This window comes from Micromonospora sp. CPCC 205558 (assembly GCF_036902955.1).
Taxonomy (GTDB): Bacteria; Actinomycetota; Actinomycetes; order Mycobacteriales; family Micromonosporaceae; genus Micromonospora.
In genome coordinates this window covers 32156-45329 of record NZ_JBAKHR010000009.1, presented here as the reverse complement: position 1 = coordinate 45329, position 13174 = coordinate 32156, and the positions used below count along the sequence as shown (strand labels likewise).

The window sequence follows — 13174 nt, the reverse complement described above, 5'->3', positions numbered from 1 at the left end:
TGAGGGGCTGATGACGGCATTCGACCGTGATCTACCTGCTGTCCCCCGCCTTGGCGAGCGCCCTCAGCAGGGCATACGTGACTCTGTGCGCTCCGATCATTACCGTAACGAGGTTGCGCAGCGTCACCGTCGGAGGTCTAGGCTGTCTGCTGTCCCCGATGATCCATCCATTCCTAGTGATCGAGAATTCGACGTGACGAGTGCGTTGACGCTGCCCACGGGTGGCCAGCTGGCGTCGTCCTGGCCGGAGACGCCACCCGGATCCCAGCCCCTGCCCCGCGAGCTGGACCACCTTCTCGCGCTCCGGGTACCGGGGCTGATCGCTACGCGCCGTCACCTCCACTCGCACCCTGAGCTCTCCGGCAACGAGTTCGAGACGGCCGCGCTGATCGCCCGGGAGCTGTCGCTGGCCGGGTTGAACCCGCGCCTGCTGCCCAAGGGCAACGGCGTGATCTGCGACGTCAACGGTGTGCCGGACGGCCCGGTCGTGGCGCTGCGCGCCGACATCGACGCCCTGCCGCTCGACGACCCCAAGGACGTCCCGTACCGGTCGACCGTGGAGGGCGTCTGCCACGCCTGCGGGCACGACGTGCACACCTCGATCCTGCTCGGCGTCGGCATGCTGCTGGCCCAGCTCGCCGACCTCGGCGAGCTGGACGGCCGGGTCCGGCTCATCTTCCAGCCGGCCGAGGAGATCCTGCCCTGCGGCTCGCTGGAGGTCATTGAGGCCGGCGGCCTGGACGACGTGGTGCAGATCTTCGCGCTGCACTGCGACCCGAACCTGCCGGTGGGCAAGGTCGGCCTGCGGGTCGGCCCGATCACCGCGGCCGCCGACAACGTGACCGTCCGACTCTCCGGCCCGGGTGGGCACACCGCCCGTCCGCACCTGACAGTCGACCTGGTCGACGCGCTCGGTCGGCTGATCACCGAGGTGCCCGCCCTGGTCAGCCGCCGGGTGCCGGCCAACAGCGGCCTGCTGCTGGTCTTCGGCCACGCCTCGGCCGGCACCCGCTACAACGTCATCCCGTCCGAGGCGAGCGCCTCCGGCACCCTCCGCGTGATGGACCGCGACACCTGGGAGCAGGCTCCCAAGATCGTCGCTCAGGTGGTGCGGGACGTGATCGCGCCGACCGGGGCCACCGTCGACCTGGAATACCTGCGCGGCCGTCCGCCGGTGTGCAACGACTCCCGCGCCATCCAGGTGCTGACCGCCGCCACCTCCGCCGCGCTCGGCCCGGAGGGGATCGCCGAGACACCGCAGAGCATGGGCGGCGAGGACTTCTCCTGGTACCTGGAGTACGTCCCCGGCGCCCTCGCCCGCCTCGGCGTAGGTCGCTCCGGCCCCAACGTCGACCTGCACCGGGCCAGCTTCGACGTGGACGAGCGAGCCATCGGTGTCGGCGTACGCGTCATGGTGCAGACCGCGCTGCGGGCACTGGCGGCGGCGCGCTGACCGGCGCGACCAGAGCCGCGGACCTGCGCCGCTGGCGCAGCACCACCAGCAGCACCGCCACCGGTACGCCGAACGCCACCAGCCACGGCAGCAACGCGCCCAGCACCGTGAGCAGGATGGTCATCGAGACGACGAACGCCTTCCAGCCGCCCCTGAGCCCGACCAGGAAGCCGGTCTCGGTCTTCTCCTCGGTGGCCTTCGCCGCCGGTCCGGCCAGCGACACGGTGATCGTGGAGAGGGCGGTCAGGTCGGCCAGGCGTCGCTTCTTGGCCTCCAGCGAGGCCAGGTCCGCCTCCCGGCGACCCAGCTCGTTCTCCAGCGACACCAGGTCGGTGATCGAGGTGGCCCGGGCCAGCAACCGGCGGGCACTCTCCACCCGGGCACGTTGACTGGTGATCCGGGCATCCAGGTCGACGGTCTCCTCGGTGACGTCCTGAGTGTTGATCTCCCGGCTCTGCTGCCGACCGAGCTTCGCGATCTCCTCCACCACGCCGGTGAACTTCGCCGCAGGCACCCGTAGTTCCAACTCCGCCACCGCGTCGGCGTCGGCACTGTGCCGCTGATCCCCACCCACGAAGCCACCGGCCCGGGTTGCCGCGGCGGCGGCCTCCCGGGCGGCCGAGTCCACATCGTCCACCTGCACCCGCATCGTTCCGGTGTAGATGATCGCCCGCTGGTCGACCCTCAGGTCCGGCGCTCCGGCACCGGCCCCCTCCGGTGCGCCCGCGGCGGCGTCCCGGCCCACCCCGCCGTCCTTGGCCGCTGGCGCCCCGGCCGGCACGGCGGCGCTGTCCTCGGCCCCGCTGTCGCCGGCCCCGCAGCCCGTCAACGCCAACGCCGCCGCCAGTGCGGCAGCCGCCAGCAGCGCACTGCGGCGTCGTCCCACCCGTCCGTCCATCCCCGCTCCCATCGTCGTCAACCGGTGTGGCGATAGCTCGGACGTGACGCACACGCCCACTGGTTCCGGCAGACTGCGCTGAGGACGTCACGATTCGATAATCGAGGAGTCACGATGCGGCTCACCAAGTACGCCCACTCCTGCCTTCGGGTGGAACACGACGGGGGAGTGCTCGTCGTCGACCCCGGGGTGTTCAGCGACACCACGGCGGCGCTGGACGGCGCGGACGCGGTGCTGATCACCCACGCACACCCCGACCACCTCGACCTGGCAGCGGTGCGCCTCCAGCTCGACCGGCAGCCGTTCCCGATCTACGGGCCCGCCTCGCTCGCCGAGGCGCTGGGCGACGCGGCCGACGCGCTGCGCCCGGTCAGCGTCGGCGAGTCGTTCACCGCCGCCGGGGTGGCCGTGCGGGCGTACGGGGGGCGGCACGCCGTGATCCACCCCGACATTCCGGTGGTCGACAACCTCGGTTACCTGATCAACGACGTGGTCTACCACCCGGGCGACTCGTTGGTGGTGCCCGACGAGACCCCCGTCGACACGCTCTTCGCGCCGATCCACGCCCCCTGGTCGAAGTTCTCCGAGGTGGTCGACTTCATCCGCGCGGTCGCGCCGCGGCGCGCGTACGCCCTGCACGACGCGTTGCTCAACGACATCGGGCTGGGCGTGCTCGACCGGCAGTACGCCGCGTTGTCCGGCACCGAGTACCAGCGACTGGAGCCCGGTAGCCGGGTGGACGTCTGACCCGATGCCCGGCCCGTCGACGGAGCTGGTGCAGCAGCTCTACCGCACCCCACCGGATCGGTTCGTGGCCGCCCGGGAGGCCGCCGTGGCCGAGGCCCGCCGGGCCGGCGACCCGGCCACCGCCCGACAACTGGCCCGGCTGCGTCGTCCGACGGTGGCCGCCTGGTTGGTGAACCTGCTCGCCATCCGACGTCCGGAGCTGGTCACCGATCTGGTGCAGCTCGCCGATGCCCTGCGGTCCGCCCAGCGGGAGCTGCGCGGGCCCCGACTGCGGGAGCTGTCGGCGCAGCGCCGGGCGGTGGTCGGTGCCCTGGTCGCCGAGGTTCGCAAGCTCGCCGCTGCCGAGCCGGACGCGCCACCGGCGAACCGGCTGCCCCTGGCCGAGGTGGAGGCGACGCTGAACGCGGCGTTCTCCGATGCCGAGGTCGCCGAGCAGGTGCGGGCGGGTCGCCTGCTGCGGGCGGCCAGCTACGCCGGCTTCGGTGAGGTGCCCCGGCCACAACTGCGGCTGGTCACCGGCGATGACGAAGAGCCCGAGGAGGAACGCCCGGCCCGTCGACCGGGCGCCCAGCGGGGCCGTCCCGAGGCGGCACCCCGTACGGATCGGGCAGCCGAGCGTGCCGAGCGGGCTGCGCAGCGGGCGGCCCGAGCCGAGCGCGCCCGGCAGCGCCGCGCCCTGGACCGCGAGTTGGCGAAGGCCCGGGCCGACCAGGAGCGGGCCGAGGCCGAGCTGACCGAGGCGACCGGGCAGGAGCGCGACGGTGCGGCCGTACTCGATGGCCTTGAGGCGGAGCTGGCCGAGCTGGAGCGGCGGCGCGCGGTCGCCGAGCAGGATCTCAGCCGGGCCAAACTCGCTCGGCGCGCAGCCGAGCGTGCGGTCACCGTGGCTCGGCGGCGCGCCGGGGAGGTCGAGGCGGCGGTCGAGGCACTGGCGGCCGAAGAGGGGGATGCGGACGCGGGCGGTGGCGCGGCAGACTGACCATTGATGGACGACGACGAGTGCACGGGCCGTGCACGGTGGGTGGCCGTGGGTCGGGGCGTGGTCGTGCTCGGCGGGTCGGGTCGCCCGAGGGGGGCACCCCGGTGACTCCGGAGCAGGTCGCAGCCGCCAGCAAGCCCGTCGTGCTCGACCTGGGCGACGCCTTCAGCCGGGACCCGACCACGTTGCGCCGGGCCCGACTGCTCGGCATCTCCGGGTGGGCCTTCTACATCAGTGGCCGGGCCGGCGCGCTCGGCGACGTGCGGGCCGAGACGGCCGCCGCCGCCCTCGGGTTCATCTCCCCGGACGCGGTCGCCGACGGTTGGGACGCCGCCGCCCGGGTCGTCCCACCGTTCCAGGTGGCCGCCGCGAGCCTCGCCGAATGCTGCCGGTGGGGGGCGCAGCTACTCGGCCCCCTGCCCGGTGCCGAACGCCTTGCGGCGCTCGTCGAGCGGGCCGTCGTCGCGGCGGAGGCCAGCGGGATGCCGCTCTTCGCCGCGTGGCGGGCCATGCCGCTCCCGGATCTCTCTCCCGGGGCCCGCAGCGCCGCCGGGCTGCGGCTGCTCCGGGAACACTTCACCGGCGCCTACCTGCTGGCGGTACGCGCCGCCGGGATGACCCCGCTGGAGGCCGTGCTGGCCGGGCCGGAGGGCGAGGCCGGGGCGGTGGCCTGCGGCTGGCCGCCGCCGTACCCGCCGATCGGGCCGCTGGTGCGCCGCCGACTCTGGGCGGAGGCGGTGACCAACCGGCTGGCCGCGCCGGCGTTCACCGCCCTCGGCCCCGCCGACGGCGCGGAGTTGGTGGAGTTGCTGCACCGCACCCGGGTCGACCTGGCCTGAGCCTCCCGCCAGCCAGAAAATGGGCGGCGCCCCGGCCGCTCGGCTGCCAGGATGTCCTGCCGTGACCCTTCCCGCTGGTTGGACAACGCGCCGGCCCACCCTCGACGACGTGCCGGCGATCCTCGCGGTGGTGCACGCCGCCGACACCTTCGCCGTCGGCCATCCCGACTTCGACGCCGAGGACGTCGCGGCGGCCCTGACCGCCCCCTACTTCGACCCGGCCCGCGATTCCTGGTTGGCGATCGACCCGGACGACACCGTGGTCGGCTGGGCGACTCTGGACAACCCGACCGGGGTGGGCCGGGAGTTCGTGGAGGTCTACGTCGATCCGGGGCGCGCTGCCGCCGTCCGCGCGCCGTTGCTGGTTCGCCAACTGGACCGGGTCGCCGAGCGTGCGGCCGAGCGGGGGCTGCCGTCGCTCACCGTCCGCTGCGCGGTCTTCGCGCCGGAACGGGACTGGGAACGCGCCCTGCGCACGCTCGGGTTCGCCCGCGTCAAGCGGTACGTCCGGATGAGCCGACCGTTGGACGACCTGCCCGACGAGCCGGCCGGTCCACCGGCCGTGACGGTGCGCCAGGTCCGCCCGGACGACGAGGCCGACCTGGCGCAGTTCCACCGGATCTACGAGGCCGCCTTCGGCGACACCCCGGACCACGAGCCGTTGTCGTACGAGCGGTGGCGGGCCCGGATCGGCGACCTGACCGCCTGGGACGAGTGGTTCGTCGCCGAGGTGGACGGGGTGCCGGTCGGCGCGTTGCAGTCCTCGGACCAGGCGCTCGACCAACAGTCGGGTTGGGTGAAGAGCCTGTCGGTGCTGTCCGCGTACCGGCGCAACGGGGTGGGTGCGGCCCTGCTGCGCCGGGCCTTCGCACGGTACGCGGAGAAGGGGCGGAAGGCGGCCGGCCTGGGCGTCGACCTCACCAACCCGACCGCACCGCTGTCGCTCTACCGGTCGGTGGGCCTGCGGGAAACCCAGTGGACCGACATGTACGAACGTTCCGTCCCGGCGGCCGGTGTGTGATTGACGACGCCGGTCCGGCCCGACCGGCGTTGCGGTCGACAGCGGTAGCAGACTGAACGGGTGCGATACGCGCTGCTACGCCGACGCGGTGCCGGTGGGGCGGGCCCGCAGCTCGGTCACGTAGTCGTCCGGTGCGCCCGCCTTCTCGGCGGCGTTCGCGATCTCCGACAGGTACCACGAGGTCGGCAGGCCGCCCTCGTACCCGTTGAAGACGTAGATCCACGCGGTCACGTCGCCGTCGAGGGTGGAGACCCGCACGTGCAGCTTGCGGTACGTGCCGGCGGTCACCCCCTCGATCTCGTCGAGCTGGCCCGCGTCGTACGGGTGGATGTCGTAGAGCGCCACGAAGACCCGGTCACCGGGAGACTCGACCAGGGTGCTCACCGCACCCTCCCAGCCGATCACGTCCGCCCCGGCGAAGGTCAGCCGCCAGCCTTCCAGCCAGCCGGTGCCCACCATCGGCGAATGCGGACAGTAGGCGCGCATCCGGGCGGGGTCGAGATTTGAGCCGTAGGCGGCGTGATGACGCACGGCGATGACGATAGCCCGGCCGACGGGTGGGGGAGAATACGACAGTGCGTGTCGAGTGCGTTCGGGAGAAGAAAGTCAATGTGAGCATGGACGAAGGGCGAATGCTGTGAGCCGGATCGTGATCATCGGCGGGGGGCCGGCCGGGTACGAGGCGGCACTGGTCGCCGCCCAGCTGGACGCCGATGTCACCGTGGTGGAGGCCGACGGCGCCGGTGGCGCCTGCGTGCTCTCCGACTGCGTACCGTCGAAGACCTTCATCGCCAGCTCGGGGGTGGTCACCGGTTACCGGGACACCGAGGAGTTCGGGGTGCACTCGGACGGCCTGGAGGCGGTCACCGTCGACGCGCGGGCGGTGCACCAGCGGGTCAAGCGGCTGGCCCTGGCGCAGTCCGCGGACATCCACGCCAAGCTGCTGAAGGCGGGGGTCACGTTCGTGGCCGGCACCGCCCGGCTCGGCGAGGACTCCCTCGGGCACACCCACCGGGTCGTCGTCAGCCCCGCCGACGGTGGCGAGGAGTACTCGATCGACGCGTCCACCGTGCTGGTGGCCACCGGCTCGACCCCCCGCCAGCTGCCCACCGCCGTACCGGACGGCGAGCGCATCCTGACCTGGCGACAGGTGTACGACCTGCCGGAGCTGCCCGAGCACCTGATCGTGGTCGGGTCCGGCGTGACCGGTGCGGAGTTCGCCAGCGCGTACCTGGCGATGGGGGTCGAGGTGACCCTGGTCTCCAGTCGGGACCGGGTGATGCCCCACGAGGACGCCGACGCCGCCTCCGCGATCGAGCGGGTGTTCCGCAACCGGGGCATGGAGATCCTCAACAACTCCCGGGCCGACGCGGTCCGGCGTACCGCCGACGGCGTCGAGGTGGAGCTCTCCGACGGCCGTAAGGTGACCGGCTCGCACGCGCTGATCACCGTCGGTTCGATCCCGAACACGGCCAACCTGGGTTTGACCGAGTACGGGGTGCAGCTGGGTCGGGGCGGCTACATCACAGTCGACCGTGCTTCCCGGACCAACGTGCCCGGCATCTACGCCGCCGGCGACTGCACGGGGGTGTTGCTGCTGGCCAGCGTCGCCGCCATGCAGGGCCGGATCGCCATGTGGCACGCGCTCGGCGAGGCGGTCCGCCCGCTGCGGCTGCGTACCGTCGCGGCGAACGTCTTCACCGATCCGGAGCTGGCCACCGTGGGTGTCTCGCAGGACGAGGTGGACGCGGGCAAGGTGCCGGCCCGGCAGGTGATGCTGCCGCTGGCCGGTAACGCCCGGGCCAAGATGGACGACCTCTCCGACGGCTTCGTGAAGCTGTTCTGCCGGCCGGCGAGCGGTCAGGTGATCGGCGGTGTGGTGGTCGCTCCGAAGGCCAGCGAGCTGATCCTGCCCATCACCATGGCGGTGGAGAACAACCTCACCGTCAACGAGCTGGCGCAGACCATCACCATCTATCCGAGCCTGTCCGGTTCGATCACCGAGGCGGCCCGCCAGCTCATGCTGCACGAGCTGGAGTAGCCGCCCCTTCTCGTCGGTCATGGAGTTGTGGTGGGCGGTTCACGCCGCGATGCCCCCTTTGGTGAGGCGCCACAACTCCATGATCGACGGCCGCGCGGGCCTGGGTCAGCGCGATGGTCGCCAGCACTGCCACCTCGGTGACGATGAGCAGCCGCTCAGCCAGGCCGATCAGCAGACGGTCGCCGGGGTAGGCGGACCAGATCATCGCCGCCGCCAGGGCCAGACTCAGCAGGACGAGGGCGCGTAGCGTGCGGGCGACCGGCGCCAACTCGGACCGACGGGCGAGCAGCCAACCGGCCACCGGCAGTGCCAGAAAGGCGACCACCGAGGCGTACCGGTGCACGTAGGCCGCCAAGGTCATGGCGGTGCCCGGTTCGTTCGTCGGCACCACCGCGGCCAGCAGCAGCCCGGTCACCCACGCGCCGAGCAGCAGTTCGGCTGCCCTGCCGGGCCGTGCCGGCGTGGCGCGACGCAGCCCGTAGAGCAGCGCCACGGTGGCGACAGCGAGCACCACCATGGCGATGTCGATGACGCCACCCCGGTCGGAGACCGCGAAGTCGCTGACTGTCAACGCCCAAGGGTCGAGGTCGTCGTTGACTTCGAGGTGGCCGATCACGGTGAGCAGCGCGGCCAGGGCGATCCCGCCCAGGGCCAGCAGGCCAGTACTCCGGGTTCCAGGCATACCTCAGCCTGTCGCCGTGGACACCCCAGCCGAATCCGGGACGCCCACCGAATTCGGACCCCGGGACCACCCCTAGAGGCCCCCCGACAACTCCTCCGCGATCTTGCACTTTCGGTCGTCCAGATGAGCGGATCGCCCTTTTTGTCGGGACAGTAAGTGCAAGATCGCGGCTCAGTCGATGGGGACGTCGACTGTGGCGACTGTGGCGACTGGGGCGGCGTGGCGGGCGTGGCGGGCGCTGACCAGCGTCATGGCCCAGCCGGCTGCGGCGAAGCCGGCCGCCGCGGCGGTGGCGATGATGGCCAGCCGCCAGGCCGACTCGGTCAGTGCGGTGCCGCCCAGGTGCCCGACCAGGGCGCCGTAGGTGGCCCAGCCCAGAGCGGCGACCGCCTCATAGAGCACGAACAGGCGGAACGGGTAGCGGCTGCGCCCGGCCGAGAAGCAGGCCGCCATCCGGCCGCCGGGCACGAACCGGCAGAGCAGAATGACCAGTGGCCCGGGTTGTCGCAGCCCCTGGGTGACCCGGCTGGCCACCCGGCGGGCGCGGCTCAACTCGGCGTGCCGGGGTGGCCGCCGGTCCGGCGCGCTGCGCCCGAGCAGGTAGCAGGCCAGGTCGCCGGCGAATACACCGAGCGCGCCGACGGCGATGGTGACCGGCAGGCTGAGCCCGCCGTACACGGTGAGCGCACCACTGGTGATCATGACGATCTGGGTGGGAATCACCGGAACGAAGGCGTCCGCGATCAGCAGGGCGATCAGCACCAGGTACGCCCACGTCGGCGACGCGACGTCAGTCAGAAGTTCGGGCACGCCTGCCACCTCGCCGGATGCGGCCGATTGGGTGTCTTGAGCCTGACGTCGTGTCCGCCGTCACGGTGGACGGCCCTGGCCCGTCGTGACCGTCGACACCACTGGGCCACCCAGCTACAACGAGACTGGTCGTTGCCGGGTGACGGGTTCGAGGGCTGGGTCCACCCGTTCGAGGCGGGCGGCGGATCGGCGTTCGTCGGCGTACCGTTGTCGGCGCGGCCACGCCCGTCGGGTCCCCCGTTCCTGACGATTCGGCCGCCAGGGCCGCCGGCGGGTCCCGCGCCGGCGGCCCACCCCTCAGTCGTAATTTCGGGTGCGCCCCCGATCGTCGCGCGGGTACGGTCGCCAGATGCGCAGCGCGGTAGCGAGGACCACGACGCCGGGTATCCCCGGCGCGCCGCTCTGACGTAACCACCGTCGACCAGGCCCCGGGGCGATCCGCCCCCGAGGGCCGCGCGCCGTTCGGAGCCCAGATCGCCTCCGGGTCGTACCCGATCCAGGAGCCCGACATGATCGACCACCGTAGGCTCGGCCGCGAGTTGGACCTCTTCGTCTCCGATCCGCTGGCCGGCGCCGGCCTGCCGATCTGGCTGCCGGCCGGCGCCGCCGCCCGGCACGCCGTCGAGGAGTACGTCCGGGAGTTGGAGCGCCGCTCCGGCCACCAGCACGTCTACTCGCCGCCGCTGGGCAAGCGGGAACTCTTCGAATTCTCCGGTCACCTCGGCTACTTCGCCGACGACATGTTCCCGCCGATGCGGCTCAGTGCCGACGACGAGTTCGTGCTCCGGCCGGCGCTCTGCCCGCACCACGCGTTGGTCTTCCGGGCGCGGGGCCGTTCCTACCGGGAGCTGCCGTTGCGGATCGCTGAGCTGGGCGGGATGTACCGCTCGGAGCGCTCCGGGGTGCTCGGCGGGCTGTCCCGGGTGCGCGCCATCTCGCTCAACGACGCGCACACCTTCTGTGCCCCCGAGCAGGTCGGCGCGGAGGTCGTCGAGATCCTCGGGCTGATCCGTGCCGCGCACGCCGCGCTCGGCGTCCGGCCGGCCGGGTTCCGGCTGTCGCTGCGCGGCCCGGGCGAGAAGTACGTCGGCGACGACGCGCAGTGGGCCCGCGCCGAGGAGTTGCTCCGGGAGGCGCTGGCCGGGGTGGAGTACGTCGAGGCACCGGGGGAGGCCGCCTTCTACGGCCCGAAGATCGACATTCAGATCGTCGACGCCGCTGGCCGGGAGTCGACCATCTCCACCATCCAGGTGGACTTCGACAAGCCGGAACGGTTCGACCTGTCGTACACCGACTCGGACGGCAGCCGGCGTCGCCCCGTCATGGTGCACCGCAGCCTGGTCGGCAGCATGGAGCGGCTGTTCGCGTACCTCATCGAGGTGCACGAGGGGGCGTTCCCGGCCTGGTACGCGCCCGTCCAGTTGGTGCTGCTGCCGGTCGACGACGGCCAGGCCGACGCGGCGGCCGACCTGGCCCGACGGGCGGGCGACGCAGGCCTGCGGGTCGAGGTCGACGCCGCCGGCTCGCTGGGCGCCCGGGTCCGGGACGCGGCCCGCCGCCGCGTCCCGTACCTCGGGGTGTTGGGTGCCCGGGAGGCGGCCGACGGGCACCTCGCGCTGCGTCTGCGCGGCGGCCACGCCCTGGCCCCGATGCCCGTCGACGCCGCGCTCGCCCTGATCGGCGGGCAGGTCGCCGCTCGCGCGGCAGACCTCCTGCCGGAGGACTGACCGGCCCGCCGTCCCGGGGCGCTGCCACATGCTCTAGACCGACGCCGGTTGGGCGGCCGGCTCCTCGTCGACCACCGCGCCGGTGAACTGTGAGCGGTAGAGCCGGTGGTACGCGCCCTGGGCGGCGAGCAACTGCTCGTGGGTGCCCTGCTCGACGATTCGACCGTTCTCCATCATCAGGATCAGGTCGGCGTCGCGGATGGTGGAGAGCCGGTGCGCGATGACGAAGCTGGTCCGGTCCGAGCGCAGCGCGGCCATCGCCCGCTGCAGCAGCACCTCGGTGCGGGTGTCCACCGAGCTGGTGGCCTCGTCGAGGATCAGCAGGGACGGCTCGGCGAGGAACGCCCGGGCGATGGTGATGAGCTGCTTCTCGCCGGCGCTGACGTTGCTGCCCTCCTCGTCGATGACGGTGTCGTAGCCGTCGGGCAGGCTGCGCACGAACCGGTCCACGAAGGTGGCCCGGGCCGCGGCGAGGATCTCCTCCTCGGTCGCGTCCGGCCGCCCGTAGGCGATGTTGTCCCGGATGGTGCCGCCGAACAGCCAGGTGTCCTGCAGCACCATGCCGATCCGGCCGCGCAGGTCGTCGCGGCGCATCGTCGTGATGTCCACCCCGTCGAGCGTGATCCGGCCGGCGTCCAGCTCGTAGAACCGCATCACCAGGTTGACCAGTGTGGTCTTGCCGGCGCCGGTCGGGCCGACGATGGCCACGGTGTGCCCGGGCTCGGCGACCAGCGACAGGTCGTCGATGAGCGGCTTGTCCGGCTCGTAGCGGAACGAGACGTGCTCGAACTCGACCCGGCCGTGCGGGTCCGTGACCCGGGCCGGTTCGACCGGGTCGGGGGTCTGCTCGTCCGCGTCGAGTACCGCGAAGACCCGCTCGGCCGACGCCACCCCGGACTGGAGCAGGTTGGCCATCGAGGCGAGTTGGGTGAGCGGCTGGGTGAACTGGCGGGAGTACTGGATGAACGCCTGCACGTCGCCGAGGCTCATCGTGCCGGAGGCGACCCGTAGGCCACCGACCACGGCGATCGCCACGTAGCTCAGGTTTCCGATGAACATCATCGACGGCATGATGATCCCGGAGATGAACTGCGCCCCGAAGCTGGCCCGGAACAGCTCCTCGTTCTTCGCGTGGAACGCGGCCTCGACCTCACGCTGCCGGCCGAAGACCTTCACCAGCTCGTGACCGGTGTACGCCTCTTCGATCTGGCCGTTCAACTCACCGGTGTGCGTCCACTGGGCGATGAACTGCTTCTGCGAGCGCTTGGCGATGCGCTGGGTGACCAGCACCGACAACGGCACCGCGACCAGGGCCACCAGGGCCAGCACCGGCGAGATCCAGAACATCACGGCCAGCACCCCGATGACGGTCAGCAGCGAGGTGAGCAGCTGGCTGAGGGTCTGCTGGAGGCTGGTGGAGATGTTGTCGATGTCGTTGGTGACCCGGCTGAGCAACTCTCCGCGCGGTTGCCGGTCGAAGTAGGGCAGCGGCAGCCGGTTGAGCTTCTCCTCCACCTCGGCGCGCAGCCGCAGCACGGTGCGCTGGACCACCCCGTTGAGCAGCCAGCCCTGCCACCAGGACAGCAGGCTCGCCGCCAGGTAGAGCCCGAGCGCCAGCAGCAGCACCCGACTCAGGGCGGTGAAGTCGATGCCCACCCCGGGCACCACGTCCATCCGGGCCAGCATGTCGGCGAAGCTGTTGTTGCCGCTGGCCCGGGCCGCCGCGACGGCCTGCTCGGCGGTGGTGCCGGCGGGCAGTTGGCGGCCGATCACCCCACTGAAGATCAGGTCGGTGGCGTGGCCGAGGATCTTCGGCCCGGCCACGCTGAACCCGACGCTCACCACGGCCAACGTGATGATCGCGGCCAGGTGCAGCCGGTGCGAGCGCAGCCGGCCGAGCAAACGGCGGGCCGACGGCCCGAAGTTCATCGACTTCTCGGCGGGCATCCCGGCGCCCATCCACGGCGGGCCACCGCC

Annotated in this window: 12 protein-coding genes; 7 read left to right on the top strand and 5 right to left on the bottom strand. The window is 72.2% G+C overall.

All coding sequences use genetic code 11. From position 1 onward, the window contains the following. Positions 1–193 precede the first annotated feature (193 nt). On the top strand, positions 194–1453 hold the full coding sequence (locus tag V6U86_RS12715; protein ID WP_334502398.1) for an amidohydrolase: 1260 nt from the start codon (positions 194–196) through the stop codon (positions 1451–1453). Here V6U86_RS12715 and V6U86_RS12710 read toward each other — a convergent pair. Further along, positions 1410–2372 carry a DUF4349 domain-containing protein gene (locus tag V6U86_RS12710; RefSeq protein WP_334502396.1) on the bottom strand — a complete coding sequence of 321 codons (963 nt, stop codon included), beginning with the start codon at positions 2370–2372 and terminating at the stop codon, positions 1410–1412. The genes V6U86_RS12715 and V6U86_RS12710 overlap by 44 nt on opposite strands. 93 nt (positions 2373–2465) lie before the next feature. On the opposite strand from V6U86_RS12710, the gene V6U86_RS12705 reads away from it, so the two are divergent. From V6U86_RS12705 to V6U86_RS12690, 4 genes are all read left to right on the top strand, one after another. Continuing rightward, complete coding sequence (locus V6U86_RS12705) at positions 2466–3098, top strand: MBL fold metallo-hydrolase (protein WP_334502394.1); 633 nt, start codon at positions 2466–2468, stop codon at positions 3096–3098. A gap of 4 nt (positions 3099–3102) precedes the next feature. Further along, complete coding sequence (locus V6U86_RS12700) at positions 3103–4077, top strand: hypothetical protein (protein ID WP_334502392.1); 975 nt, start codon at positions 3103–3105, stop codon at positions 4075–4077. 104 nt (positions 4078–4181) lie between these two features. Next, positions 4182–4916, top strand: coding sequence for an SCO6745 family protein (locus V6U86_RS12695; RefSeq protein WP_334502390.1), 735 nt, complete (start codon positions 4182–4184; stop codon positions 4914–4916). Between the two features lie 61 nt (positions 4917–4977). Further along, positions 4978–5937 carry a GNAT family N-acetyltransferase gene (locus tag V6U86_RS12690; protein ID WP_334502387.1) on the top strand — a complete coding sequence of 320 codons (960 nt, stop codon included), beginning with the start codon at positions 4978–4980 and terminating at the stop codon, positions 5935–5937. Positions 5938–6012: 75 nt separating this feature from the next. On the opposite strand, the gene V6U86_RS12685 is transcribed toward V6U86_RS12690, so the two are convergent. After that, entirely contained in the window at positions 6013–6468 is a 456-nt protein-coding gene (locus V6U86_RS12685) for a gamma-glutamylcyclotransferase (RefSeq protein WP_112588201.1), read from the bottom strand. A gap of 106 nt (positions 6469–6574) precedes the next feature. Between V6U86_RS12685 and V6U86_RS12680 the strand changes: the two genes are divergently transcribed. Next, positions 6575–7978 carry an NAD(P)H-quinone dehydrogenase gene (locus V6U86_RS12680; RefSeq protein ID WP_334502379.1) on the top strand — a complete coding sequence of 468 codons (1404 nt, stop codon included), beginning with the start codon at positions 6575–6577 and terminating at the stop codon, positions 7976–7978. Here V6U86_RS12680 and V6U86_RS12675 read toward each other — a convergent pair. Together V6U86_RS12675 and V6U86_RS12670 are read right to left on the bottom strand one after the other, a co-directional pair. After that, complete coding sequence (locus V6U86_RS12675; RefSeq protein ID WP_334502377.1) at positions 7956–8660, bottom strand: DUF998 domain-containing protein; 705 nt, start codon at positions 8658–8660, stop codon at positions 7956–7958. The two genes, V6U86_RS12680 and V6U86_RS12675, sit on opposite strands and share 23 nt — an antisense overlap. Positions 8661–8831: 171 nt before the next feature. Further along, positions 8832–9470, bottom strand: coding sequence for a DedA family protein (locus V6U86_RS12670; protein ID WP_334502375.1), 639 nt, complete (start codon positions 9468–9470; stop codon positions 8832–8834). A gap of 509 nt (positions 9471–9979) precedes the next feature. Here V6U86_RS12670 and thrS point away from each other — a divergent pair. Next, positions 9980–11197: a threonine--tRNA ligase gene (gene thrS / locus V6U86_RS12665; RefSeq protein ID WP_334502373.1), complete on the top strand. Its 1218-nt coding sequence runs from the start codon at positions 9980–9982 to the stop codon at positions 11195–11197. Between the two features lie 33 nt (positions 11198–11230). On the opposite strand, the gene V6U86_RS12660 is transcribed toward thrS, so the two are convergent. Next, positions 11231–13144 (bottom strand): ABC transporter ATP-binding protein, encoded by a 1914-nt coding sequence (locus V6U86_RS12660; protein ID WP_334502854.1) that lies wholly within the window; start codon positions 13142–13144, stop codon positions 11231–11233. Between the last annotated feature and the right edge of the window lie 30 nt (positions 13145–13174).

Bases quoted from the DNA above. Each gene is read 5' to 3' on its own strand.
- V6U86_RS12705 (WP_334502394.1), top strand. From the start codon at position 2,466: ATGCGGCTCACCAAGTACGCCCACTCCTGCCTTCGGGTGGAACACGAC.
- V6U86_RS12700 (WP_334502392.1), top strand. From the start codon at position 3,103: ATGCCCGGCCCGTCGACGGAGCTGGTGCAGCAGCTCTACCGCACCCCA.
- V6U86_RS12675 (WP_334502377.1), bottom strand. From the start codon at position 8,660: ATGCCTGGAACCCGGAGTACTGGCCTGCTGGCCCTGGGCGGGATCGCC.
- thrS (WP_334502373.1), top strand. From the start codon at position 9,980: ATGATCGACCACCGTAGGCTCGGCCGCGAGTTGGACCTCTTCGTCTCC.
- V6U86_RS12660 (WP_334502854.1), bottom strand. From the start codon at position 13,144: ATGCCCGCCGAGAAGTCGATGAACTTCGGGCCGTCGGCCCGCCGTTTG.